We start from the raw sequence: 24,915 nt of genomic DNA, 5'->3' as shown, positions 1-24,915 counted from the left end.
TTTATAAAAAAAGACCATCAAGCACGAAGCTTGACAGCCTTTTAAAAAATTACTAACTAATTATTAATCTATAACTACTTTCTTAACTTTTAGTTGAGATTGGTTTGATACTTTTACAATGTAAATTCCACTGTTTAAACCTGATACATCAATACTGTTTCTTGTTGCAGAAGTATCTAACATTTTAGTTTTAACTAAACGACCTTGAATATCGTATAAGTTAACTGTTGATTCACCAAACAACTGTCCTTTTACAATTAATTCATTATTGGTATTATCAGAAAAGATATTCAATTCACTAGCATTAGCTTCACCTATTGATAGTGTTCCTGGTTCAACATAAATTGTATAGTCCTCAGTTTGTCCATATACTAAAGAGGTGTAACACGCTGAGTCTATTAAATTAACTCCTCCAAATCTATCATCAACATCAGTCATCAATCTTAATCTCACATAACTATCATAAGGAATGCTCGCAGGATATGCTATTGTTACTGGCACAACTGCACCACCAGCTATATCTTGAGTAAAACTTTGCGTTTCTGCATCGTCATCAAAATCACCATCATTATTCCAATCTATCCACACACCTAACTGATGAAAGTTACCAGGCGCAACTTCAACATTCATTGTATAAGAATTTGCTGCATCAATATTGAAAAGACCAGTGCAATTAACACTTCTATCAAGATTACCACCATCAATACCTGTAGTAGATGTTGTATAAGTTGTATTGTTTAATTCAACACTCATCACACCTGAGTAATTGTTTCCAGCAGGTGAATTAGCTAAACATACTGCTGCAGGAGCTGTAAATCCTGGTGATGGAGCTTCATCTCCTTTAGATGCTACAATTCCTGTATCAGTCATTGCTGCTCTTGCTCTTGTTTTTTGGTCTTCGGTTAATCTATCAGTACAATAATAATAACTCATTATATTATTAACAGTATTGTTATCAACCCAAGGACTACCTGTACATGTGTTATTTGCTGGACAAGTACTTGTTTCTCTTAAGTGAGGAACAGTATCTGCACAACCATCACTATCTACACCTACAGTAGCATCGGCAGGACAAGTATCACCTACTCCATCACTGTCAGTATCATCTCCTTGAAACGTGTGATATAAATGGAAATAGTGACCAACTTCATGCACTACAGTACTATTGTCTCCATTGGAGTTTAATCCCCAACCATTAGTATTTCCAGGATCGTAACCAAAAACGGTTGACATCATTACCGATCCATGGCTACTAGAACTTTCGCTATAGAAATATGCATATCCTTGGTAACCAAACCCTCCATTATTATCGTCTAATTCAGTTACAACCCAAACATTAAAATAATCAGTTTGCGGCCAGCTAATTAAAGTCTTAATATCATTGTAACTAGCTCCATTTGACTCAGCAACATTAACACCATATTGTGAGTAACCTGGTAAACTAGAAGCATTAATTCTATTAATACCTGTTGTAGCGTTACAGTTCGGATCTCTTTGTGCTAAAGCAAATTCTATTTCAAAATCAATAGAACTATTAGGAGTTAGACCTCTGTAAAAATCGTTTAAGTTGTTTATACTACTTAAAATTTGAGCATCAGAAATATTAGATCCTGTACCTTCTGCTTCTCCAAGATGCAATACATGCACAACAACAGGAATAGTATATACTGTTCCATTACGTTGAGTTAACGTATTGTTTGAAATAAAGTTTTGAATTTTCTGTTCAGCAAGTTGCTCTTGTTGAACATAGTTAGGGTCTTGTAATAATAATTCTCTTTGAGTATCAAATGCACATTGCTGAGCAAAAGTAGAATAGCTAAACAAAGAAAACACTACCATTACAACATAAATAGTAAAGTTTTTCATGAAATCTAGTTTATAGTTTTGGGCTTGCAATATACACTTTTTTACAAAAAAATAACGCTTTATCGAAAATATTTACGTTTAATCGATGATTTGAAGCTTAGTGTCTTTGTTTAAGAATAGATACAATATCCTCTAACTTAAACCCTTTAGCCTGAAGGAGAATTAGATAGTGAAACAACAAATCTGCACTTTCATTTAAAAATAAATTGTCATTATCATCCTTTGCTTCTATCACAACTTCAACAGCTTCCTCACCAACTTTTTGAGCAATTTTATTTATTCCTTTTTCAAAAAGTGCAGCAACATAAGATTCATTAGATTTGGAATTATGTTTCCTATCAGAAATAATATGTTCTAAACTAGACAAAAACCCATAAGTTTGTGAGTTATCTTCATCCCAACAAGTATCAGTTCCTTTATGGCAAGTAGGACCCAATGGCTCAACTTTTACAAGCAATGTATCATTATCACAATCTACTTTTATGTCTTTTAAAACAAGTATATTCCCACTTTCTTCTCCTTTAGTCCAAAGACGTTGCTTACTTCTGCTAAAAAATGTTACTCGCTTTGTATCGATTGTTTTTTTATACGCTTCTTCATTCATATAACCCAACATTAATACTGTTTTGGTTTTTCCATCTTGAATAATAGCTGGTATTAATCCGTCGTTGTTTTTATTGAAATTTATGTTCATTTTTTTCTGTCATTCCTGCGCAGGCAGGAATCTATTTAATTGTTAATTATTTTTTTGGATTCCGCATCAAGTGCGGAATGACAAGTTATAATCTTACAGAAATACCTTCCTGCATTAATTTTTCTTTTAAATTTTTTATTTCAATTTCACCAAAATGAAATACGCTTGCAGCCAAAGCAGCATCAGCTTTTCCTTTAGTAAATGCATCAGAAAAATGCTGAATGTTTCCTGCTCCTCCAGAAGCTATTATTGGAATGTTTACCATGTTGGATAATCTTGCTAAAGCCTCATTTGCAAAACCGTTTTTTGTTCCGTCATGATCCATAGAAGTAAACAAAATTTCACCAGCTCCTCGTTGTTCTACTTCTTGAGCCCAATCAAACAGATTTAATTCTGTTACAATTGTTCCTCCTGCTAGGTGTACTTTCCATTCTCCATTAACTTGCTTCGCATCAACAGCAACAACTATACATTGACTACCAAACTTTTCAGAAAGCTCGTTAATAAGTTGAGGTCGCTTAACCGCAGAAGAATTTACCGAAACTTTATCTGCTCCATTTTTCAATAATATACTTACATCTTCAATGGACGAAATACCACCACCTACCGTAAACGGAATATTAACTTGTTCAGCGACTTTAAGCACCATGTCTTTAGTGGTTTTTCTCGCTTCTTGAGTTGCTGAAATGTCTAAAAACACCAATTCATCAGCTCCATGAGTAGCATATTCTTTAGCTAACTCAACTGGATCTCCTGCATCAATAAGGTTTACAAAATTGACACCTTTTACAGTTCTACCGTTTTTGATGTCTAAACAAGGTACGATTCTTTTTGTTAGCATTTTAAAACTGTTTTTCTAAGTCCTTTAAGTTTATAGCGCCTTCATAAAGTGCTTTTCCTATTATAACTGCTTCACAACCTAAATCTTCGAGTTTATTAATATCATCAATTGAGGTTACACCACCTGAGGCGATTAGTTTAATAGATTGACTTTCACTATTAGAACAGTTGTCAATAATTTTTTTATACAAATCAAACGAAGGACCTTCTAACATGCCATCTTTACCAATATCAGTACAAACAACGTATTGTATTCCTTTCTTTTGGTATGTTTTGATAAAGGGAACTATTTCTAAACTACTTTGCTCCTGCCAACCATTGATAGCTACTTTTTCGTTTTCACAATCGGCTCCTAATATAATTTTTGCTCCTCCATATTTTTCAATCCATGTTTCAAAAGTTACACTGTCTTTTACAGCTATACTACCTCCTGTAATTTGTTTTGCTCCAGAATTGAAAGCGATATGTAAGTCTTCGTCAGATTTTAAACCACCTCCAAAATCTATTTTAAGACTAGTTTTAGAGGCAATAAGTTCCAAAACTTTATAGTTTACTATATGTTTTGCTTTTGCACCATCTAAATCAACTAAATGCAAATACTCAATACCTGCACCTTCAAATTGTTTTGCTACTTCTAAAGGGTTTTCATTATATATTTTTTTGGTATTGTAATCGCCTTTGGTTAAGCGTACACATTTACCGTCTATGATATCTATTGCTGGAATTATCCTCATGATTTCTTTCCTGCAAAAGCAGGACTCTTTTTTAATTAATAATTTATTTTGAGATGCTGAAACTGATTCAGCATAATATTATAGTTCTATAAAATTCTTTAAAATTTGTTCTCCTGCTGTACTACTTTTTTCTGGGTGAAATTGTACTCCATAAAAGTTTTTATTTTGTAATGCAGAAGAATATGTTAACCCATAATTAGTTTTAGCAATGGTTTGATTACATACTTCCGCAAAGTAGCTATGCACCAGATACATATAATATTGCTCATTACTGTTTTTAAATAAAGGTGACTTCAAATCAGTAATGGAATTCCATCCCATTTGAGGTACTTTTAAAGTATCAGAAAACCGTTTTACACTAACATCAAATATACCTAAACCTTGAGTGTTACCTTCTTCAGTAGAATTACAAAGCAATTGCATTCCTAAACAAATCCCTAAAACAGGTTGCTTTAACTCTGGAATTAAAAGATTGAGTTTTGATTTCTTCAACATATTCATTGCTGATGATGCTTCTCCAACTCCTGGAAAAATCACTCTATCTGCTGATTTAATTTCTTCAGAATTGCTTGTTAATATCGCTTCTACTCCTAGTCTATTAAAAGCAAACTGAATGCTTTTAATGTTTCCTGCTCCATAATCTATAATAGTTACTTTCATTTCTTATCGATATAATTTTTGTTGTACAAAATCACTCGAAGTGACATTTACAAAACTCCTTTAGTTGATGGTAAAATCATTTTTTCTACATCTCGTTTTACTGCCATTTTAATAGCTTTAGCAAATGCCTTAAAAATGGCTTCAATTTTATGATGTTCGTTAGTACCTTCAGCTTTTATATTGAGATTGCATTTGGCACCATCAGTAAACGATTTAAAAAAGTGAAAGAACATTTCGGTTGGCATTTTACCTATCATTTCTCTTTTAAAATCAGCATCCCAAACCAACCAATTTCGCCCTCCAAAGTCAATAGCTGCTTGAGCTAGACAGTCATCCATTGGTAAACAAAACCCATAACGTTCCATTCCTAACTTATTGCTTAATGCTTTTGAAAACACTTCGCCTAAAGCAATTGCTGTATCTTCTATAGTGTGGTGTTCGTCAACTTCTAAATCACCATTGACTTTAATATCTAAATCAAGCTGACCATGTCTTGCAATTTGATCTAACATGTGGTCAAAAAATGCAATTCCTGTATCAATATTACTTTTACCAGTTCCGTCAACATTAAGATTGATTGCTATTTGGGTTTCTTTAGTATTTCTTTCAATACTAGCCGAACGATCTTTAACTTTTAAGTGTTGATAAATTGCTTTCCAATCTGTCGTTGTAATTGAAATACAATCTGTAATACTCTGTAAAGATGTTTCAATTTCATTGGCTCCTAAATTTGGGTCTTGAGACAAATAAATCCCTTTAGCTCCCAAGTTTTTTGCAAGTTCCATGTCAGTAATTCTGTCTCCAATAACAAACGAATTTTCTAGGTCATACGCATCAGAAAAATACTTAGTCAGTAAGCCTGTTCTAGGTTTACGAGTGTTAGCGTTTTCTTCAGGAAATGTTTTATCAATATAAACTTCAGAAAAAACAACACCTTCATTAGCAAATGCATTGATTATCTTGTTTTGAGCTGGCCAAAACGTATCTTCAGGAAATGAATTAGTACCCAAACCATCCTGATTAGTAACCATAACCAATTCGTAATCGAGTTCATTAGCTATTTTACTCATATACTGAAACACCTTTGGATAGAACTCCAATTTCTCTAAACTATCCAATTGATAATCTACAGGAGGCTCAAGCACCAACGTTCCATCTCTATCTATAAACAATACTTTTTTCATTAGTCTAAATGTTTTAATGTCTTAATTAATTTTTTGTTTTCATCAGGTGTTCCAACTGTTATCCTTAAACAGTTTTCACATAATGGTTGATTAGTTCTATTACGAACTACAATTCCTTCTGCAATTAATTGCCTATACCTTAAATTGGCATCATCTACTTTCATCAAGATAAAATTTGCATCAGAAGGGTAAATTTTTCCTATAAATTTCAAATCACCAAGTGCTTTTATCAATACTTCTCTTTCTAAAATTAAAGTCTTTACCTCTTGCTTCACTTTATTAATTTCTAATAATCGTTCAAGGGCTTTTTGTTGTGTTAATGCATTAACATTATAAGGCGGTTTTATTTTGTTTAATATCGAAATTATAGCTTCTGAAGCATAACATACACCTAGTCTTATACCTGCTAATCCGTAAGCTTTTGAAAGTGTTTGAGTAATAATTAAATTAGGAAAATCCTCTAGTTTACTCAACCAACTCTCTTGATTTGAAAAATCGATGTAAGCTTCATCTATAACCACAATACCATTAAACCCTTTAATTAACTCTTCAATATTTTTCACATTGAAACTATTAGCAGTAGGATTGTTAGGTGAGCACAAAAAAAGCAGTTTGGTATTTTCTTTTTGACTCTCTAAGATAGGTTTTACCCTAGGTTGAAATGTTTCATCTAAATTAATTTCAATAACCTTTACAGCATTGGTATTTGCCAACACTTCGTACATGCCGTAAGTTGGAGGTAAAACAATGACTTCATCTTTAGTTGGTTCACAAAATGCTCTAAAAATCAAATCGAGTATTTCGTCACTTCCATTTCCTAATAAAATCTGTGAACTTTTAACCTCTTTAATTTCTGATAGTTCTTCTTTTAAGCTGTTTTGTTGAGGATCAGGATACCTATTTAATCCGTTGTTAAAAGGATTTTCATTAGCGTCTAGAAACATCATGTCTTTATTGAACTCTTTAAACTCATCTCTTGCTGAAGAATATGGTTTTAAGGCCTTAACCGACGGTCTTACTATATTATTTATATTGAAGCGTGTTTTCATTTTATTGATACTTTGTCTGTTCGAGTGATTTTCCTGAAAATCGTATCGAGAACTTATTACATCTCGATACAATTCTTAATTCTTAAGAATCACTCGATGTGACATTTATAACTTAAATCTTTGAGTCTAATGGTAACCGCATTTTTGTGAGCTTGTAAACCTTCAGCCTCTGCCATTAGCTCAATGCTTTGTCCTATATTTTTTATACCTTCTTCACTAATTTTTTGAAACGTAATGCTCTTAGTAAAACTATCTAAATTAACTCCTGAATAGGATTTACTAAACCCATTAGTTGGCAAAGTATGGTTTGTTCCTGAAGCATAATCTCCAGCACTTTCAGGTGTATAGTTACCAATAAATACAGAGCCTGCATTTATAATCCCATCAATAAAAAAGACTTCGTCCTTTGCACACACAATAAAATGTTCTGGTGCATATTCATTAATTAACTCTAAAGCTTCAGTATTAGAATTCAGGTAAACAATTTTTGAATTTGAAATAGACTGTTCTGCAACTGATTTTCTTGGTAGAATTTCCAACTGCTTTTTAACTTCGTCCTCTACTTGTGAAGCCATTGCTTTTGAAGTTGTCACTAAAATAACCTGACTATCTGTACCATGCTCTGCTTGACTCAATAGATCTGAAGCCACAAAAGCTGCATTAGCAGAATCATCAGCAAATACCAATAATTCACTTGGTCCTGCAGGCATATCAATTGCAACACCATATTTGGTAGCTAGTTGTTTTGCAACAGTAACAAATTGATTTCCTGGTCCGAATATTTTATAAACTTGCGGAATAGTTTCGGTTCCAAACGTTAAACTCGCTATTGCTTGAATACCTCCAACTTTATAAATTTTAGTTACACCACACAACTGAGCTGCATATAAAATTTCATTAGCAATTTGTCCATTTTTATTTGGTGGTGAACATAAAACGATTTCTGTGCAACCAGCAATTTTAGCAGGAACTGCAAGCATTAAAACCGTTGAAAACAATGGCGCTGTTCCTCCTGGAATGTATAAGCCTATTTTTTGAATAGCACGTTTTTCTTGCCAACAACGAACTCCTCTTGTGGTTTCCACGTCTACATTTTGGGTTTTTTGAGCTGCGTGAAATGTTTCAATGTTAGCTTTAGCTAATTGAATGGCTTGTTTTAATTCTGAAGGTACACTTTCAACTGCTTTTTGAATTTCTGAGCTTGTAACCAAGCTACTTTTTAAATCTACTCCATCAAAAAGGGAAGTATATTTACTAACAGCTTTATCTCCATTACGCTTAACATCATCAAAAATTTGCGTTACAGTGTTTTCAATGTCGTCAATAGTTTTTGTTGGTCGTTGTAAAATTTCTGACCATTGTGCTTTACTTGGATTTATGATTGTTTCCATACTATATTACCATATTTTCTATTGGACAAACAAGGATGCCTTCAGCTCCATTAGCTTTAAGTTCATCTATAATTTCCCAAAAGTCATTTTTATTGATTACTGAATGTAGTGAGCTCCAACCTTCTTTTGCTAAAGGCATTACTGTAGGACTATTCATTCCTGGAAGAATATTAATAATACTTTCCAAGTTTTTGTTAGGAGCATTTAGTAAAACATACTTGTTTTGTCTTCCTTTTAAAACCGATTTGATCCTGAATTGTAGTTTCTCTAATACCTGTTGTTTATCTTCACTAATATTAGGAGACACTGCTAAAACAGCTTCTGACTTTAAAAGCACTTCAACTTCTTTTAGGTTATTTTTAAACAAGGTGCTTCCGCTGGAAACGATATCTACAATAGCATCGGCAAGTCCTATGTTTGGTGCAATTTCAACCGAACCATTTATTATATGTAACTCAGCATTTACATTGTTTGATTGTAAAAACCCATTAACAGTGTTTGGATAAGACGTTGCAATACGTTTGCCTTCTAAATCTTGAATTGTTGAATATTTGGTAGATTTTGGTACAGCTACCGAAACTTTACAGGTAGAAAACCCTAGTTTTTCAACTATGGAAATATCTTTACCTTTTTCAACCAATACGTTTTCTCCTATAATAGCAACATCAACCACTCCATCTCTAAGGTATTGAGGGATATCGCCATTTCTTAAATAAAAGACCTCTAAAGGGAAGTTTCTAGCCGAAGCTTTTAATTGGTCTTTGCCATTATCTATAGAAATCCCAACGTCTTTAAGGATTTTCATAGAATCGTCGTGTAACCGACCCGATTTTTGAACTGCAATTTTTAATTTACTCATTTTGGTTTTAATGTGTTTGAGTAAATCTTTTTTTGGGAGATATTTTTACGCTTGTAAAAACAAAAAACCGCTTGATTTACTCAAACGGTTTTAAAAATATCTTGTTTTTATTCAATACATTTTCAGCTCGCTTGAGTGCAAGTATGAAAATGATGATGATGTAATTGAATAAAATTCATTTGTTGTTTTTGTCTGTACAAAGATTTAAAATAAAAATTTAAAAATCCAAATCTTATAAGAGGTTTTATGATTTTGTTAGTATTTTAAGTCTAAAATGCGAATTAATCATATTTAGGGCATGTTGTCCAAGGATAAGCACATTGGTCCTTAAAACTTAACCAACCAGACACTGATTTTTTGCCAACATTAAAACTCACTTTAGCCCATAAATCGCTAATTTCTATAATATTGACTTTTTGAAAATTGCTTATTTTATGGATTTTATTGGACGTTTTAGAGGCTAAATCATAAAGATAAACTTTGTGATTATCTCCATAAACATCAACAGAAACTAAAAATCCTGAACTTTTAACCCAATGGTTTTCATAGTCGTAATTTTTGTAAGCGTCAGGTAAACGTTGTATGTTTTTGATTTTAAACCAACCGTAGCTACTTTCAATAATTGCTATTTTGTACCAAGAATATTTTGATTCATTATTATATAAGGTATCAACTATTCTACCATCAATATCGTCATAAATGTATATTGGTTGCTTTGATTCTTTATTGTAGTAGGATTCAACAAACTCTAGATAATGCATTTGGTCATTATCTTGAGCAAATAGCGTGAAACTACACAATAGAAAAAGAATAAAACTTCTCATTTAAAAGACTTACTGATTTCCTAAAATAATTGGCATTCCAGAATCTCCTGAACCAATAACAATTACTTTACTATTTGGTGACTCTGATAGTTTAATAGTTGCTTCAATACCTTTGTCTTGAAGAATTTTATCAGTTAAGGATGCACTTAATATTTTGTTAGCCTCTGCCTTACCTTGTGCTTCAATAATTTGTCTTTCAGCCTCTTTTTCTGCAGTAACCAATCTAAACTCGTACTCTAAAGACTCTTGTTCTTGCTTTAGTTTACGCTCAATAGCATCTTTTATTGTTGGCGGCAAAGTTACATCTCTAACTAAAATTTCATCTAAAACAATGTATTGATCGTCAACAATTTTTTTAGTTTCTTCAAAAATCTCTGCTTGTATAGCATCTCTTTTACTAGAATATAATTGCTCTGGCGTGTAACGACCAACTACACTACGTGCAGCAGACCTAATGGTAGGTAAAATGATTCTTTGCAAATAATTTTCACCAATTTCTTGGTGAAGTTTTCCAAGGTTATCATAATCTGGTTTATACCAAGCAGAAGCGTCTAATTGTATATCTAATCCATTAGAAGAAAGTACCTTCATTTTTTCGAAAATCTCTTGTCTTCTAACTTCATAAACGTGCACTTTGTTCCAAGGTGCAACAATATGAAAACCTTCACTTAAAGGAGGCTTATCAGTCACTACACCTCCTCCAAAAGTTTTATATAACACACCTGCTTCACCAGAACCAATGGTTACTGCAGATTTAGCTAATACAATTATTAAAAGTACTACTCCAATTATGATGGGTAGTCCTATCTTTGGTAACTTATCCATTTTTGTTAGTTTTTAAATTAATCCGTTATATTTTCTGATAAACCACTCAGCAGTCAAGCTTAAAACTATGACAGCGAGTAAGTATTTCCAATCGATTAAAGGTACAACATTTTTGCTGCTTTTTTGTAGTGTTGCAAACCTAGTATCGCTCGTTAACGTTTTTACTAAGCTGCTGGTATTATCAATGAAAAAAGAGTTTCCTTTAGTGGATGCTGCAAGTCTTTCTAACTTAGCAACATCAGCATTAAGAAACTGTTGTTCTACATTATAGTCTAAAATTTTCAGTTCACCAGATTGAGATACATTTTCACCAATAACTGATACCGTAAAACTGTATTCGCCAGCAGGAATTCCACTTAAATCTACCTGATAACCATTATTTTTTAGTACAAAAGGAAGTGTTCTGGAGTTGTTAGTTTCTTTATCTTTTAAAGTGATGTTTAAATTACCACTAGTGTCAAACTCATAGTTTTTATTAAAATATTGAGCATTAATTTTTAAGTCTTCATTTCCGTTGTAAAAAGACTCGTATTCAACGTTTAGTCTTGTACGTCTTTGTTTAGAACTTAAATATTGAACCATCTTACCGATAAAATTATCAAACGGTTCAAAAGATTTTTGTTCAAGAAAACTTTGTGCTCGCCATTTCCAAATACCTTCACCATTAAGTAAGGCTTCTCGTGTTTCATTAATTTCAAAAGTAGCTAACAAAGGTTCTCCTATAGCTATTCCATTTACAGTTTTATAGCAAATGGTTTGAATTGGTAAGTTAAATTCAGTTTCGCCATATTCTGAACGCAAAGGAGGAAATTCATCAAAACTGACATTTTCAATAATAAAAGGTGTGTAATTTAAGTTTAACTCTGGTAAAAAATCTTCGGTTTGATTGGTTATTGTTTGCTTGTAATTACTTTGTAGCGCGTTAAGTGCATTCCAACTTGTTTTTGTACCAGCAATTACCCATTTATTAATTTTTAAACGATTGATTTCATCAAACGCTTGTTTAAACTTCATATTAGGTTGATACACTATTGCTAGCTGATAGTCGCCTGCGTTGGAAACAAACTCTTCAGGTGTTACAAGTGTTGCTTGACGCTGTTCGTTGCTTTCAATACTCTTTTTTAAGGCTCCAATATCAGGATGCAAAATATCAGAAACTATAGCTACGTTTGTTTTTTGGTCTATAACTTCTACAGCAAAGTTTTTGATATTGTTTACTTTGTTTTTTTCGTTCTCTATGGGAACAATTTCAGCTTTATAACTTGACACTCCTGCTCTATTAGCTGGTAAAGTTAAATTAATGACTTTTGAAGTGCTTGTTGCTGTAAAATTGATATTTTGCGAATACACAACTGTGTTTCCTAAAGTGATATTGAAAGTGGTTGAAACCGAACCATCTCCACTATAAACAAGAATAGCTTCAATAGGAAATCTATTTTTTAAGTATGCATATTTATTGACATTAAACTGCTGAATTTTTAAATCAATAAACTGTGTAGTATCTCCTAAAATTATTGGGTAAATAGGCTGCTTATACTTGTTTGTAGAAAACTCATAATCGTTACCGTAGGTTTGGTTTCCATCTGTTATCAATAGCGTTGGAGCTACTGAATTACTATAAATTTCTGATAAGCGGTCAAATGCCAAAGCCATATTAGATTGTCTATCTAAATAGGACAACGAATCTGTTTTAGCTAAGGTTTTTCCGAAGGTATAAAACTCTAGATTAAAATTTTCATTTAAAGAGTCGTTGGCTTTTAAGCGTTCAATCAACTCATTGGTGTTATTGTTTTGGTTTAAATACCTAACAGACTCTGAATTATCAGTGGCTATAACAAGTGTTGGTTTTTCATTGTAATAAGTGGTTTGCTCAAATTTTGGATTGATAAGTAAAAGCATAATAGCAAATAAAGTCACAAATCTTAAAACAGCTAAAAACTTGTGACTATTGCTCTTACTTTTTGATTTATATATATACTGAAAAAGCGCTAATAAAAGCGCTATGATTCCAGATAGTATTATATATATAATGGTGCTTTCTTGCACTATTGTTTAACTTTTATAATTTCAAAACCGTCTAAAAAACGTTCTATTTTACTATTATTATCATTTTCAGGAGTGCAAATTACTTGAGAAATGTACATTGAGTTTGTAACTAAAGCAACACGTATGTATATAAAACCGCCTTGAATTTCAATTTTTACATCTCTTCCTGGATAACCATTGAAGGTGATTTTTTTATCAAATATTAAAGTGCCGTTTACATTACTTACTGCTCCTTTAACTGCTCCATCTAAAACAGTAGTATTATACTTATCATCTGCATCTATAAATTGTTCTTCAGGATAATCAGATTTTATTGTACTATACACAACATTATCGTCTTGTTGAGGAGTACACATAATCATATGCATATCTAGTGTTCCTACTGCTGTATCAACTTGTTGTACAGTACGCTTAGGCGTTTCGGGAAAATATGCTATAAAAGCTAAATCTTCAGATTTGTACTTTTGCCAATCTTGAGCTATTGCCTGGATAGATAATAAGCAACAAATTGCAATTAAATAAGAGAGTTTTTTCATAAGATTTGAATTAATATATTGATTAGGTTAGCATTCCTCCATCAACGTTTAGGGTTTGACCAGTAACATAAGCACTCATATCACTAGCTAAAAACACACATACGTTTGCAATATCTTCTGGTGTACCACCACGTTTTAAAGGTATTGCATCTCTCCATCCTTTTACTGTATCTTCATCTAGCTTTGCAGTCATTTCAGTTTCTATAAACCCAGGAGCAATCACGTTACTTCTAATGTTTCTTGAACCTAGTTCTAATGCAACCGATTTTGAAAATCCTATTATACCAGCTTTTGATGCTGCATAATTAGTTTGTCCTGCATTTCCTTTAACACCAACAACAGAACTCATATTAATGATAGATCCTTTACGTTGTTTTAGCATAGTACGTTGTACTGCTTTTGTCATATTAAAAACAGATTTAAGGTTAACTTCAATAACCTTGTCAAAATCTTCTTCAGTAATACGCATTAACAGGTTGTCTTTTGTAATACCTGCGTTGTTTACTAATATATCAATGCTTCCAAATTCTTTTACAACATCATCAGCCAACTCTTGAGCTTGATTAAAATCTGCAGCATTACTTTGATAGCCTTTAGCTTTAACACCAAGTGCGTTTAATTCATTTTCTAATTGATTAGCAGCTTCTACAGAAGAGCTATAAGTAAAAGCCACATTGGCTCCATGTTGTGCAAAAACTTCAGCAATTCCTTTTCCTATACCTCTACTTGCACCTGTTATAATAGCTGTTTTTCCTTCTAAAATTTTCATTGTTAGTTTTAATATTAGTTGATGTCCAAATATAGCAAATACAAGTTGCACGAAATAAAAAAACCTCACAAATTCTTGTGAGGTTTTTAACATTGTTATTGAGATTCCGAAACCTGTTTGGAATGATAATTTCAATTACAGCTTTACGTCTTCAGGCTTTTCGTAGTTGAATAAATGATCAACATCCATTTCTTGTACTTCACCTAACTTACTTAACGCTTTAAAGTCTATCTCATTTTTGTTACCAATAACCATTACGTTATAGTTTTCACCCTTAATATTTGTATTGAAAAAGTTTCTTAAATCTTCAATAGTCATATCTTTTATAGTGTTATAGATTTCCTCTCTGTTATCGTTATCTATACCTCTTTTTTGAAGCCCTTCATAAGTCCAGAAGATATTAGATTTTGTAATACGTTGTGCAGCAATCTTTTTTAATGTAGCTTCTTTAGCAGCATTAAATTGCTCTTCAGCTTCAGGCATATTAGTCATAAGCTCCATCATTGCATCTACTGCTTGTGGCATCTTGTTTGCTTGAGTACCAATGTAAGCCATTACATAGTTAGACTCGTCTTTATCACTTGCATTACTATAGCTAGAAAACGCTGAGTAAGCTAACGATTTAGACTCTCTAATTTCTTGGAATACAATTGAAGATAAACCACTACCAAAATACGTATTGAATAAAGTAGAAGCTGCCATGTTTTCAGCTTTAAAAGGCTCTCCTTTTGCTAAAAACAACATTTCAGACTGTACCATATCGTAATCTACAAAATACACGTTACCTCCTGTTTCTTTTTCAACATAAGCTGTAGCTTCAGGGTATTCTTTTAACTCGGCAGGTAAAATGTGATGTGTATTTAATGCTGCAATAGCTGCATCAACATCTTTACCATAATAGAATACACGCTGTTTGTAGTTTTTCATGTCTTTAACTAAGTCAACTAACTCTTGTGGATTTACTGTTGCTAGTTCACTAGCTTGCATGATGTTTCTTAATCTTGAATTTTCACCATACTTACCGTAGTTCATTAATCCGTTAAAAAGAATATTTCCTTTTTGAGTTTTACCGTCTTGTCTTCCTTTAATGATTTGATCAACATACTTATCATAAGCTTCTTGGTCTGGAACAGCATTAGCCCATAAATGCTCTAATAGCTCTAGCCCTTTAGGCAAGTTTTCTTTTAAACCACTTAAACCTACATAAGACTTCTCTGAACCTGCACTTACATAATAATCGATACCTAATTTGTAAAATTCTTTCTTGAGATCTTCAGCTGAGTATTTATCAGTTCCTAAGTACTCTAAATATCCAACAGCTAATCCTAACTTTTTATCGTTATCACTTCCCATATCAAAAATGATATTTAAGTCGAAAAGATCGTTCAACTCATTTTCAATATAAGATACTTGAATTCCATTATCGGTTTTGGATTCTTTAATCGCTGTTTTGTAATCAACGTATTGTGGCTGTAATTCAGCAGCTTCAATAGCATTAAAGTTTGTTAAGTACTCAGAGCTCTTATCTCTGTTAAGATTTACAGGAGTAATACCAGGATTTTCAACCTTTACGATTGAGTTATCTTCTCCTTGACGCTTATAGGTTACTACATAATTGTCTTTGTAAAAACCATTAGCAAAATCTACTAATTCTTGTTTAGTGATTTTCTTTAAATCATCTAAAAACTTCACTTTTCTTTGCCAATCTTCGTGGTGAATGAAAGCATTATAATACATTGAAGCTAAAGCAGTACTGTTTTCGTACTGTCTAGTTTCGCTAAGCTTAAGGTCGTTAATAACTGCGTCTAACATCCAATCTTCAAATTCTCCTTTTTTAAGCTTATCTATTTGAGCTAATAGTAAATCTTTAACTTCATCTAGTGTTTGACCTTCTTTAGGAGAACCATTAAATGTATGATATCCATAATCATTTAAAAACATTGGTGAACAACCTGCATTTTGTACTGCTTGTTGCTGATTTAAATTTAAATCAATTAAACCTGCTTTACCATTAGCTAAAATCATATCGGCAAGTGTCATTAATTTTTCTTCATCAGTATTTACACCTTTAGAACGGAAAGCAATAGATACACTTTCTGATTCTGGACCAAACACTTCTTTTACAATTGGAGCAGTTATTGGCTCTTCAACTGGTAACGTAGGATGAGTAACTTCTTTACGCTCTAATTTTCCAAAAGTTTCATTTACCTTTTTTATTGTAGCATCAAAATCTAAATCACCAACTAATACCATTGCCATGTTATTTGGTACATAATATTTATCGAAATAATTATGAATTGCTACCATTGAAGGATTTTTTAAGTGCTCTCCTGTACCAATAGTAGTTTGTTGTCCGTAAGGGTGGTTTGGAAACAAACCATCTAACATTGCTGCGTATGATTTTCTAAAATCGTTATCCTGACCTCTGTTAAACTCTTCAAAAACAGCTTCAAGTTCAGTATGGAATAAACGCAATACTAACTGGCTAAAACGCTCACTTTCTAATTTTAACCATTTATCTAACTCATTAGCAGGAATTTTGTTTTTGTAAACTGTTTCCTCAAACCAAGTATGTGCATTTGTTCCTGTAGCTCCAAGAGAGCTAACCATTTTATCATACTCGTTAGCTACACAATAGTTTGAAGCCTCTAGCGATACTTCATCTATCTTCTTATAAAGCGCTTTTTTCTTTTCAGGATCAGTTTCAGCTTTATGCTCTTCGTACAAATCAGAAATTTGCTTTAAATACTCTTTTTCTTTTTCCCAGTCTAACGCACTAATCTCATCAGTACCTTTAAACACCATGTGCTCTAAGTAGTGTGCTAATCCAGTAGATTCTTTAGGATCATAGTTAGAACCAGCTCTAACTGCTATGTAAGTTTGAATTTTTGGCTCGTCATTATTTTTACTTAAGTATACTTTTAAACCATTGTCTAGAGTATACAAACGTAAACCTGTTGGGTCATTTTCAACAGTTTCATAAGAAAACCCACTAGCGTCTTTATGTGTTTCAACAGCATAAGCCAAAGTGTCATTGCCTTTATCGGTTTTGCAGCTAAACACTACAAACAGTGATAAACACAAGTAAAGTAATTTAAATTGTTTCATTTGTTGATTTGTTAATTGATAAAAAAATTCCGTTGACTAAGATACAGCCAACGGAATGATAACGAGATATTTTTGTATATATTTTAACAAAAAGTTATGATAAAACTTCTGCTACTTTTTTACCTATTTCAGCAGGTGAATCAACTACATGAATTCCACAATCTCTCATAATTGCTTTTTTAGCTTGGGCAGTATCGTCACTACCACCAACTATAGCTCCAGCATGACCCATTGTACGTCCTGCAGGTGCAGTTTCACCAGCTATAAACCCAATAATAGGCTTTTTACTTCCGCTGTTTTTATACCATTTAGCAGCATCAGCTTCTAATTGACCTCCAATTTCTCCAATCATAACAACAGCTTCAGTTTCTGAATCGTTAATTAACAACTCAACAGCTTCTTTAGTCGTTGTTCCAATAATTGGGTCACCACCAATACCTATTGCTGTAGTAATTCCTAAACCTTGTTTTACTACTTGGTCAGCCGCTTCATAAGTTAATGTTCCTGATTTTGAAACAATCCCTACTTTTCCTTTTTTGAAAACGAAACCAGGCATAATACCTACTTTAGCTTCACCAGGAGTGATTACTCCAGGACAGTTAGGACCTATTAAACGACAATCTTTATCTTTAATATAGTTTGAAGCTGTAATCATATCAGCAACTGGAATACCTTCAGTAATGGTGATAATTACTTTAATACCAGCATCAGCAGCTTCCATAATTGCATCAGCAGCAAACGCTGGTGGTACAAATATAATAGTTGTATCTGCTCCTACTGAATCAACAGCTTCTTTTACAGTGTTAAAAACTGGTTTATCTAAATGAGTTTGACCACCTTTTCCTGGTGTAACACCTCCAACAACATTGGTTCCATACTCAATCATTTGTCCAGCGTGAAAAGTACCTTCACTACCTGTAAAACCTTGTACTATAATTTTTGAATTCTTATTTACTAAAACGCTCATCTATATTTTGATTTTTATTTTAAAAAACGTTACAAAAATACTGTTTTAACACCTATAAAAAAGTGTTTTATACTTTTATTTTTGAAAATGATTTAAGACTCTCTAAACTTACATCTGCTTGCTGGCTTATTTCGTAACCACGATAGAGTTTATTGTCTTTTAACTCCCAGATAGTTATAAAATGTGCCATTGGTTGTTCTTGATCAGGATCTTCAATTGTTCTTACATAAACAGTATATCTCGTAGTCACAAAATTTTCATCAGCTAACAGATGACTGATTTCAACTCTAAACGACTCATACGTTCTACTGATATCTAAGAATAAATCTTTAATATCATTAAACTTTAAAACAGAAAACCCTTTACTACTACTCCAATGCAATAAACAATCTTTATGTAGATAATTATCAATTACAGTTGTATCATTGGCAAAATCTGATTCATAAAAACGTTTTACATATTCTTTTGGAGTCATGATTTATTTTTTAATTGTTCTAAAATTTCAGGAATCTTCTTGATAGAAGCTATTTCTTTATATTTAGATCTAAAATCGTCTGCTGGTGTCCCAAAATAGCTATTGTTACCTTCAAGAGATTTACTTACTCCTGATTGTGCAGAAATAACTGCTTTTGAGCCTATAGTAATTCCACTTGTAATACCTACTTGTCCCCAAATAGTTACTTCATCTTCAATTACTACACAACCTGCAATACCTACTTGCGATGCAATGAGACATTTTTTACCAATAACAGTATCATGCCCTATTTGAATTAAGTTATCTAGCTTAGAGCCTTCTCCAATGGTAGTATCTCCTGTAACACCTTTATCAATTGTACAAGAAGCTCCTATATCAACATTATCTTGAATAATTACTCGACCTCCAGAAAGTAAACGATCAAAACCAGTTGGTCTTTTTTTGTAGTAAAATGCGTTTGCACCTAACACAGTACCTGAATGTATTGTAACATTATCACCAATAACAGCATCATCATAAATACTTACATTGGAATGGATAACACAATTGTCACCTATTATAACATTATTACCAATAAAGCAATTAGGTTGTATAACGGTATTTTTCCCAACTTTTGCAGTCTTTGATATTGCAATGTCAGAAGCTTGAAACGGTTTAAAATGTTGTGTGAGTTTATTAAAATCTCTAAAAGGGTCATCACTAATTAATAGTGCTTTCCCTTCAGGACATTCTACCTCTTTATTAATTAATATTATGGTTGCAGCAGATTGTAATGCCTTATCATAATACTTAGGATGATCAACAAACACAATGTCTCCTGGTTCAACCACATGAATTTCATTCATGCCTAAAACAGGAAAGGTCTCTTCTCCAACATAATCACACTTAATTATGTTAGCTATTTCTTTTAAAGTATGTGGTTTAGAAAATTTCAATTAAAGCTATTCTTTAATTCTTTCTTTGTAAGTTCCTTTTTCAGTTTCAATCTTAATCTTGTCTCCTTCATTGATAAACAAAGGAACATTAACCTCTGCTCCTGTCTCAACAGTTGCAGGTTTTGTTGCATTAGTTGCTGTGTTTCCTTTAACTCCAGGTTCAGTTGCAGTAACTTCAAGAATAACGCTTGCAGGCATTTCAACAGATAAAGGTAAATTATCTTCTGTGTTGATAAGCACAGTTACTACTTCTCCTTCTTTCATTAATTCTGGTCTGTCTAATGCAGCCTCCAATAAACGAATTTGAGTATAATCTTCAGTATTCATAAAATGGTAAAATTCTCCATCGTTATATAAAAACTGGAATTTGTGAGTTTCTACTCTAACGTCTTCAATTTTATGTCCTGCAGAAAAGGTGTTATCTATAACTTTTCCTGTAGTTACACTTTTTAATTTTGTACGAACAAACGCTGGACCTTTACCAGGTTTTACGTGTAAAAACTCTATAATTTTATAAATATCATGATTGTATCTAATACACAATCCGTTTCTAATATCACTTGTAGTTGCCATAAATTAATTTGATTTAAAATATCCTTTCATAATACCTCGTTGAGAGTCTTTGATAAATTGAAGTATTTCATCGCGTTCTGAAGTCGCTTCCATTTCAGCTTCAATAATCTCAGCAGCTTGGGTATTGTTATAATTTTTTTGATACAGAATTCTGTATATATCTTGAATTTCTCTAATTTTTTCGGTTGAAAACCCTCTTCGTCTTAGTCCTACAGAGTTTATACCAACATAAGACAAAGGCTCTCTTGCTGCTTTTACATATGGAGGTACATCTTTTCTTACCAAAGATCCTCCTGTTACAAAAGCATGATTACCAATTGAACAAAACTGGTGTACAGCAGTCATACCAGCAAGTACAACATAATCACCAACAGTAATATGACCTGCTAATGTTGAGTTGTTTGAAAAAATACAGTTATTACCTACAATACAATCGTGAGCAATATGGCAATACGCCATAATTAAACAATTGTCTCCTACAACTGTTTTCATCTTATCGGTTGTGCCTCTATTAATGGTAACACACTCTCTTATAGTTACATTATCACCAATAATTGTAAGCGTGTCTTCGTCTTTGTATTTTAAGTCTTGAGGAACTGCAGAAATTACAGCACCAGGGAAAATATTACAGTTTTTTCCTATTCTTGCACCTTCCATAATGGTAACATTACTTCCAATCCAAGTACCTTCACCAATAGTTACATTATTGTTGATTGTTGTAAAAGGTTCTATTACGACATTCTTTGCAATTTTTGCTCCAGGATGCACGTATGCTAATGGTTGGTTCATTTTTGTAATTTTAATTTAAATGAATAGGTGAAAATGTATTCGCCTATTTGATTGACCGAAGCACTTAAAATATAAGTTTCTGTCTGGTTCATATTTATTTCACTTTAGATATTTGAGCCATAAGTTCTGCTTCAGCGCATAACTTTCCGTTTGCATAAGCATATCCTTGCATGTGACATATACCACGACGAATAGGTGTAATTAAATCACACTTAAATATCAATGTGTCACCAGGAACTACTTTTTGCTTAAACTTAACATTATCTATTTTCATAAAGAAGGTTAAGTAATTTTCAGGATCTGGCACTGTACTTAACACCAAAATTCCTCCTGTTTGTGCCATAGCTTCAACTATTAAAACTCCTGGCATTACTGGAGCTCCTGGGAAATGACCTGCAAAGAAAGGCTCATTCATAGTGACATTTTTCATACCTATAACACCACTATCAGTCAATTCAAATATTTTGTCAATAAGCAAAAATGGCTGTCTGTGAGGCAACATTGCCATAATTTGATTGACATCCATTAATGGTTCTTGGTTTAAATCTACACTAGGAACATTGTTACGTCTTTCATTTTTAATGATTTTAGACATTTTTTTAGCAAACTGCGTATTGATATAATGTCCTGGCTTGTTAGCTATAATTTTCCCTCTAATACGAGTTCCAACTAAAGCCAAATCTCCTATTACGTCTAACAGTTTATGTCTAGCCGCTTCGTTAGGATGATGCAACGTAAGATTATCTAAAATTCCGTTTGGTTTTATTGCTAAAGTCTCTTTATTAAAAGCCACTTTAAGTTTTTCGGTAGTTTCTTTTGACAATTCCTTATCAACATAAACTATTGCATTGTTTAAGTCTCCTCCTTTAATAAGTCCATGTTCTAAAAGCATTTCTAGTTCATGTAAGAAACTAAAGGTTCTAGAGTCAGAAATATCATCTTTAAAATCGGAAATATGATTTAAAGTTGCATTTTGAGTACCTAACACCTTTGTACCAAAGTCAACCATTGTTGTAATTTGATATTCCTTAGCAGGCATAACAATAATTTCGCTACCTGTTTCTTCATCAGAATACGACACAACATCAGATACTACATATTCTTCTCTAAAATCGTCTTGCTCTTCAATTCCTGCATTTTCCAATGCTTCAACAAAGAATTTTGAAGACCCATCCATAATTGGAGGTTCTGAAGCGTTTAGCTCAATAATAACGTTGTCAATATCCATTCCAACCAAAGCAGCCAAAACATGTTCAGACGTTTGAATAACAACTCCATTTTTTTCTAAACATGTACCACGTTGTGTGTTGGTAACATAGTTTGCATCAGCTTCGATTACTGGATTACCTTCTAAATCAATTCTTTTAAAAGAGTAACCATTATTTACAGAAGCAGGTTTAAAAGTAAGTGTTACATTTTTTCCTGTATGCAACCCAACACCTGTAAGCGAAACTTCTTTTTGAATGGTTTTTTGCTTAACGTCTGTTTTAATTATTGCCATTTACTTTTTTTTCTATTTCATTAATATCTTTTACAATCTTAGGAAGATTTTTAAAGTATACATAGGATTTATTAAAATCACCATAACTTAATGCTGGCGAACCTTGTAACACCTCATTATCCTTAATGTTTCGTCCAATTCCTGATTGTGCTTGGATTTTTACATTATTTCCTATTGTTATATGTCCTACTATACCAACTTGACCACCTATAATACAGTTTTCACCAATTTTAGTAGATCCTGCTACACCTGTTTGAGCAGCAATAACTGTGTTTTTACCAACTTCAACATTATGTGCAATTTGTATTTGGTTATCAAGCTTAACTCCTTTTCTAATAATTGTTGAGCCTAACGTTGCTCTATCAATAGTAGTAGCAGCACCAATATCTACATAATCTTCAATAATTACATTTCCGGTTTGTGGCACTTTGCTATATTCCCCTTTTTCATTAGGTGCAAAACCAAAGCCATCAGCTCCAATTATAGCTCCTGAATTAATCACACAGTTAGAGCCTATGCAACTTTCAGAATAAATTTTAGCTCCAGAAAACACTATGGTATTATCACCAATTGTAACATTGTCTCCTATGTAAGCACTTGGAAATATTTTTACATTATCTCCTATTTTTACCTTATCACCTATATAAGTGAATGCGCCTACATAAACGTTTTCTCCATAGCTTGCTGTTTCTGAAATAAACGAGGGTTGTTCAACTCCGCTTTTATTAAGTTTTACCTGATTGTAATACTCCAACAATTTTGAGAACGATTTATAAGCATCTTCAACTTTTATTAAAGTTGTAGTGATGTCGTTTTCTGCTTCAAAAGTTTTATTAACTATTGTAATTGATGCCTTTGTAGAATAAATATAAGGCTTGTATTTAGGATTAGCCAAAAAGGTTAATGACCCTTCGGTTCCTTCTTCTATTTTGGAAAGTTTAGAAACTTCAACATCGGGATTTCCAATAATATCACCTTCTAAAATTCCTGCTATTTGTGTTGCTGTGAATTTCATTAATCGCAAAAATAGAAAAAATGTATCACATTTTATCCTTAGGATAACATATATAATATTTAGTCACTTGTTTTGAAAGGGACTTGATGTTGAACTGGTCTGATACTTTAGCGATGTCTACTATCTTTCCATTTTTTTGAAGAATATTAATTCCTTGCTTTTTGGCGTTGTAAGCCTGATTAGAAATTTCGCCATAAAACACAAAATACTCAGCTTCTTCTTTAGATATTGAATGCTTGTTCATTAGGTTTTGAGTGTGTTTTAGCAAAACATCTTTCTTTATCCTTTTATTCTTTATTTTAACTTTAAGTAAATCTCTATTTATAATCATTTCACAAAGATTTCTCAGCACAAAATCTTCATGAAACTGCCATGTTTTCATTGCTGAAACAATATCATAATCGTCTAATCTTGAAAAGGCTTCTAGTGTATCTTTATTAAAATCATCTAGTGAGATTTCATTCTTAAGAAAATACTGCAAAGGCTCACTTGCTTGCAAATGAACTCCTTTATTGGTCAGCTCCTTAGCTCTACTCAACACTCTCATTAACAACTGCTCAGCAGCTAAACTAGTTTTATGCAAATACACTTGCCAATACATAAAACGTCTTGCTACTAAAAACTTTTCAACACTATAAATACCTTTTTCTTCTACAACCAACACATCGTCAACTACGTTAAGCATAGTTATTAATCGCTCACTATTAATATTTCCCTCAGCAACTCCTGTGTAAAAACTATCACGCTTTAAATAATCTGATCGATCCATATCTAATTGACCAGATATTAATTGACATAAAAATTTTCTGGAATAGTTACCTTTAAAAATAGCTATAGCAAGCGTTAAACTTGAGTTAAATTCTTTATTCAACTGCTCCATAAAAAGCATTGAAATATCCTCGTGCGAGACTCCATTAACAATACTATGTTCCATAGCATGCGAAAATGGACCATGACCAATATCATGTAATAAAATGGCAATATAGAGCGCATTTTCTTCTTCTTCAGAAATGGCAACCCCTTTAAAACGAAGCACATTCACCGCTTTTTGCATTAAATGCATACAACCAATTGCATGATGAAATCTAGTATGATGTGCACCTGGATAAACCAAATAAGACATTCCCATTTGGGTTATTCGTCTTAAACGCTGAAAGTATCTGTGTTCAATTAAATCGAAAATTAACGAATTTGGAATAGTAATAAATCCGTAAATTGGGTCGTTAAATATCTTAAGTTTGTTTACCTTATTCAAACTTCAATTTTTACTTTAAA

Annotated in this window: 23 protein-coding genes; all 23 read right to left on the bottom strand. The window is 32.6% G+C overall.

The window, feature by feature from the left end:
- Positions 1-63: 63 nt before the first annotated feature.
- Positions 64-1,866 carry a zinc-dependent metalloprotease gene (locus tag OD803_RS06405; protein ID WP_262732804.1) on the bottom strand — a complete coding sequence of 601 codons (1,803 nt, stop codon included), beginning with the start codon at positions 1,864-1,866 and terminating at the stop codon, positions 64-66.
- A 97-nt stretch (positions 1,867-1,963) separates the two neighbouring features.
- Complete coding sequence (gene hisIE, locus OD803_RS06400; RefSeq protein WP_262732803.1) at positions 1,964-2,560, bottom strand: bifunctional phosphoribosyl-AMP cyclohydrolase/phosphoribosyl-ATP diphosphatase HisIE; 597 nt, start codon at positions 2,558-2,560, stop codon at positions 1,964-1,966.
- Positions 2,561-2,645: 85 nt separating this feature from the next.
- Complete coding sequence (hisF, locus tag OD803_RS06395; protein ID WP_262732801.1) at positions 2,646-3,401, bottom strand: imidazole glycerol phosphate synthase subunit HisF; 756 nt, start codon at positions 3,399-3,401, stop codon at positions 2,646-2,648.
- Position 3,402: 1 nt separating this feature from the next.
- On the bottom strand, positions 3,403-4,134 hold the full coding sequence (gene hisA, locus OD803_RS06390; protein ID WP_262732800.1) for a 1-(5-phosphoribosyl)-5-[(5-phosphoribosylamino)methylideneamino]imidazole-4-carboxamide isomerase: 732 nt from the start codon (positions 4,132-4,134) through the stop codon (positions 3,403-3,405).
- Between the two features lie 78 nt (positions 4,135-4,212).
- Positions 4,213-4,794 (bottom strand): imidazole glycerol phosphate synthase subunit HisH, encoded by a 582-nt coding sequence (hisH, locus tag OD803_RS06385; protein ID WP_262732799.1) that lies wholly within the window; start codon positions 4,792-4,794, stop codon positions 4,213-4,215.
- Between the two features lie 47 nt (positions 4,795-4,841).
- Positions 4,842-5,978, bottom strand: coding sequence for a bifunctional histidinol-phosphatase/imidazoleglycerol-phosphate dehydratase HisB (gene hisB / locus OD803_RS06380; protein ID WP_262732798.1), 1,137 nt, complete (start codon positions 5,976-5,978; stop codon positions 4,842-4,844).
- Complete coding sequence (gene hisC / locus OD803_RS06375) at positions 5,978-7,027, bottom strand: histidinol-phosphate transaminase (protein ID WP_262732797.1); 1,050 nt, start codon at positions 7,025-7,027, stop codon at positions 5,978-5,980. The genes hisB and hisC overlap by 1 nt, the downstream gene beginning before the upstream one ends.
- Before the next feature lie 89 nt (positions 7,028-7,116).
- Positions 7,117-8,418: a histidinol dehydrogenase gene (gene hisD, locus OD803_RS06370; protein ID WP_262732795.1), complete on the bottom strand. Its 1,302-nt coding sequence runs from the start codon at positions 8,416-8,418 to the stop codon at positions 7,117-7,119.
- Between the two features lies 1 nt (position 8,419).
- Complete coding sequence (gene hisG, locus OD803_RS06365) at positions 8,420-9,277, bottom strand: ATP phosphoribosyltransferase (RefSeq protein ID WP_131506728.1); 858 nt, start codon at positions 9,275-9,277, stop codon at positions 8,420-8,422.
- A 281-nt stretch (positions 9,278-9,558) separates the two neighbouring features.
- On the bottom strand, positions 9,559-10,101 hold the full coding sequence (locus OD803_RS06360; RefSeq protein WP_262732794.1) for a hypothetical protein: 543 nt from the start codon (positions 10,099-10,101) through the stop codon (positions 9,559-9,561).
- A 9-nt stretch (positions 10,102-10,110) separates the two neighbouring features.
- Entirely contained in the window at positions 10,111-10,926 is an 816-nt protein-coding gene (locus OD803_RS06355) for a prohibitin family protein (protein WP_262732793.1), read from the bottom strand.
- A gap of 12 nt (positions 10,927-10,938) precedes the next feature.
- Entirely contained in the window at positions 10,939-12,825 is a 1,887-nt protein-coding gene (locus tag OD803_RS06350) for a VWA domain-containing protein (protein ID WP_262732792.1), read from the bottom strand.
- Between the two features lie 146 nt (positions 12,826-12,971).
- Positions 12,972-13,508 (bottom strand): hypothetical protein, encoded by a 537-nt coding sequence (locus OD803_RS06345; RefSeq protein WP_129760092.1) that lies wholly within the window; start codon positions 13,506-13,508, stop codon positions 12,972-12,974.
- A 22-nt stretch (positions 13,509-13,530) separates the two neighbouring features.
- Positions 13,531-14,277, bottom strand: coding sequence for a 3-oxoacyl-[acyl-carrier-protein] reductase (gene fabG / locus OD803_RS06340; RefSeq protein ID WP_131506733.1), 747 nt, complete (start codon positions 14,275-14,277; stop codon positions 13,531-13,533).
- A 135-nt stretch (positions 14,278-14,412) separates the two neighbouring features.
- Positions 14,413-17,385 carry a M16 family metallopeptidase gene (locus OD803_RS06335; RefSeq protein ID WP_262732791.1) on the bottom strand — a complete coding sequence of 991 codons (2,973 nt, stop codon included), beginning with the start codon at positions 17,383-17,385 and terminating at the stop codon, positions 14,413-14,415.
- 94 nt (positions 17,386-17,479) lie between these two features.
- Positions 17,480-18,352: a succinate--CoA ligase subunit alpha gene (gene sucD, locus OD803_RS06330; RefSeq protein WP_129760095.1), complete on the bottom strand. Its 873-nt coding sequence runs from the start codon at positions 18,350-18,352 to the stop codon at positions 17,480-17,482.
- A 67-nt stretch (positions 18,353-18,419) separates the two neighbouring features.
- Positions 18,420-18,827 carry a nuclear transport factor 2 family protein gene (locus OD803_RS06325; protein WP_262732789.1) on the bottom strand — a complete coding sequence of 136 codons (408 nt, stop codon included), beginning with the start codon at positions 18,825-18,827 and terminating at the stop codon, positions 18,420-18,422.
- A complete protein-coding gene (locus tag OD803_RS06320) occupies positions 18,824-19,762 on the bottom strand; it encodes a UDP-3-O-(3-hydroxymyristoyl)glucosamine N-acyltransferase (RefSeq protein WP_262732787.1) in 939 nt (312 codons plus the stop codon). Before OD803_RS06320 ends, OD803_RS06325 begins: the two co-directional genes overlap by 4 nt.
- Before the next feature lie 6 nt (positions 19,763-19,768).
- Positions 19,769-20,335 (bottom strand): elongation factor P, encoded by a 567-nt coding sequence (efp, locus tag OD803_RS06315; RefSeq protein ID WP_129760098.1) that lies wholly within the window; start codon positions 20,333-20,335, stop codon positions 19,769-19,771.
- A 3-nt stretch (positions 20,336-20,338) separates the two neighbouring features.
- On the bottom strand, positions 20,339-21,124 hold the full coding sequence (gene lpxA / locus OD803_RS06310) for an acyl-ACP--UDP-N-acetylglucosamine O-acyltransferase (protein ID WP_129760099.1): 786 nt from the start codon (positions 21,122-21,124) through the stop codon (positions 20,339-20,341).
- 94 nt (positions 21,125-21,218) lie between these two features.
- Positions 21,219-22,625: a bifunctional UDP-3-O-[3-hydroxymyristoyl] N-acetylglucosamine deacetylase/3-hydroxyacyl-ACP dehydratase gene (locus tag OD803_RS06305; protein ID WP_262732785.1), complete on the bottom strand. Its 1,407-nt coding sequence runs from the start codon at positions 22,623-22,625 to the stop codon at positions 21,219-21,221.
- Positions 22,612-23,640: a UDP-3-O-(3-hydroxymyristoyl)glucosamine N-acyltransferase gene (lpxD, locus tag OD803_RS06300; protein ID WP_129760101.1), complete on the bottom strand. Its 1,029-nt coding sequence runs from the start codon at positions 23,638-23,640 to the stop codon at positions 22,612-22,614. The genes OD803_RS06305 and lpxD overlap by 14 nt, the downstream gene beginning before the upstream one ends.
- Before the next feature lie 25 nt (positions 23,641-23,665).
- On the bottom strand, positions 23,666-24,895 hold the full coding sequence (locus tag OD803_RS06295; protein ID WP_262732784.1) for an HD domain-containing protein: 1,230 nt from the start codon (positions 24,893-24,895) through the stop codon (positions 23,666-23,668).
- Between the last annotated feature and the right edge of the window lie 20 nt (positions 24,896-24,915).

This window comes from Gaetbulibacter sp. NE (assembly GCF_025548475.1).
Taxonomy (GTDB): Bacteria; Bacteroidota; Bacteroidia; order Flavobacteriales; family Flavobacteriaceae; genus Gaetbulibacter_B; species Gaetbulibacter_B jejuensis.
Note: the sequence above shows the minus strand (reverse complement) of the source record. Positions and strands in the feature narration are given on the sequence as shown.

Coding starts and splice junctions, on each gene's coding strand:
- OD803_RS06405 (WP_262732804.1), bottom strand. CDS start 1,866: ATGAAAAACTTTACTATTTATGTTGTAATGGTAGTGTTTTCTTTGTTT.
- hisIE (WP_262732803.1), bottom strand. CDS start 2,560: ATGAACATAAATTTCAATAAAAACAACGACGGATTAATACCAGCTATT.
- hisF (WP_262732801.1), bottom strand. CDS start 3,401: ATGCTAACAAAAAGAATCGTACCTTGTTTAGACATCAAAAACGGTAGA.
- hisA (WP_262732800.1), bottom strand. CDS start 4,134: ATGAGGATAATTCCAGCAATAGATATCATAGACGGTAAATGTGTACGC.
- hisH (WP_262732799.1), bottom strand. CDS start 4,794: ATGAAAGTAACTATTATAGATTATGGAGCAGGAAACATTAAAAGCATT.
- hisB (WP_262732798.1), bottom strand. CDS start 5,978: ATGAAAAAAGTATTGTTTATAGATAGAGATGGAACGTTGGTGCTTGAG.
- hisC (WP_262732797.1), bottom strand. CDS start 7,027: ATGAAAACACGCTTCAATATAAATAATATAGTAAGACCGTCGGTTAAG.
- hisD (WP_262732795.1), bottom strand. CDS start 8,418: ATGGAAACAATCATAAATCCAAGTAAAGCACAATGGTCAGAAATTTTA.
- hisG (WP_131506728.1), bottom strand. CDS start 9,277: ATGAGTAAATTAAAAATTGCAGTTCAAAAATCGGGTCGGTTACACGAC.
- OD803_RS06360 (WP_262732794.1), bottom strand. CDS start 10,101: ATGAGAAGTTTTATTCTTTTTCTATTGTGTAGTTTCACGCTATTTGCT.
- OD803_RS06355 (WP_262732793.1), bottom strand. CDS start 10,926: ATGGATAAGTTACCAAAGATAGGACTACCCATCATAATTGGAGTAGTA.
- OD803_RS06350 (WP_262732792.1), bottom strand. CDS start 12,825: ATGCTTTTACTTATCAATCCAAAATTTGAGCAAACCACTTATTACAAT.
- OD803_RS06345 (WP_129760092.1), bottom strand. CDS start 13,508: ATGAAAAAACTCTCTTATTTAATTGCAATTTGTTGCTTATTATCTATC.
- fabG (WP_131506733.1), bottom strand. CDS start 14,277: ATGAAAATTTTAGAAGGAAAAACAGCTATTATAACAGGTGCAAGTAGA.
- OD803_RS06335 (WP_262732791.1), bottom strand. CDS start 17,385: ATGAAACAATTTAAATTACTTTACTTGTGTTTATCACTGTTTGTAGTG.
- sucD (WP_129760095.1), bottom strand. CDS start 18,352: ATGAGCGTTTTAGTAAATAAGAATTCAAAAATTATAGTACAAGGTTTT.
- OD803_RS06325 (WP_262732789.1), bottom strand. CDS start 18,827: ATGACTCCAAAAGAATATGTAAAACGTTTTTATGAATCAGATTTTGCC.
- efp (WP_129760098.1), bottom strand. CDS start 20,335: ATGGCAACTACAAGTGATATTAGAAACGGATTGTGTATTAGATACAAT.
- lpxA (WP_129760099.1), bottom strand. CDS start 21,124: ATGAACCAACCATTAGCATACGTGCATCCTGGAGCAAAAATTGCAAAG.
- OD803_RS06305 (WP_262732785.1), bottom strand. CDS start 22,625: ATGGCAATAATTAAAACAGACGTTAAGCAAAAAACCATTCAAAAAGAA.
- lpxD (WP_129760101.1), bottom strand. CDS start 23,640: ATGAAATTCACAGCAACACAAATAGCAGGAATTTTAGAAGGTGATATT.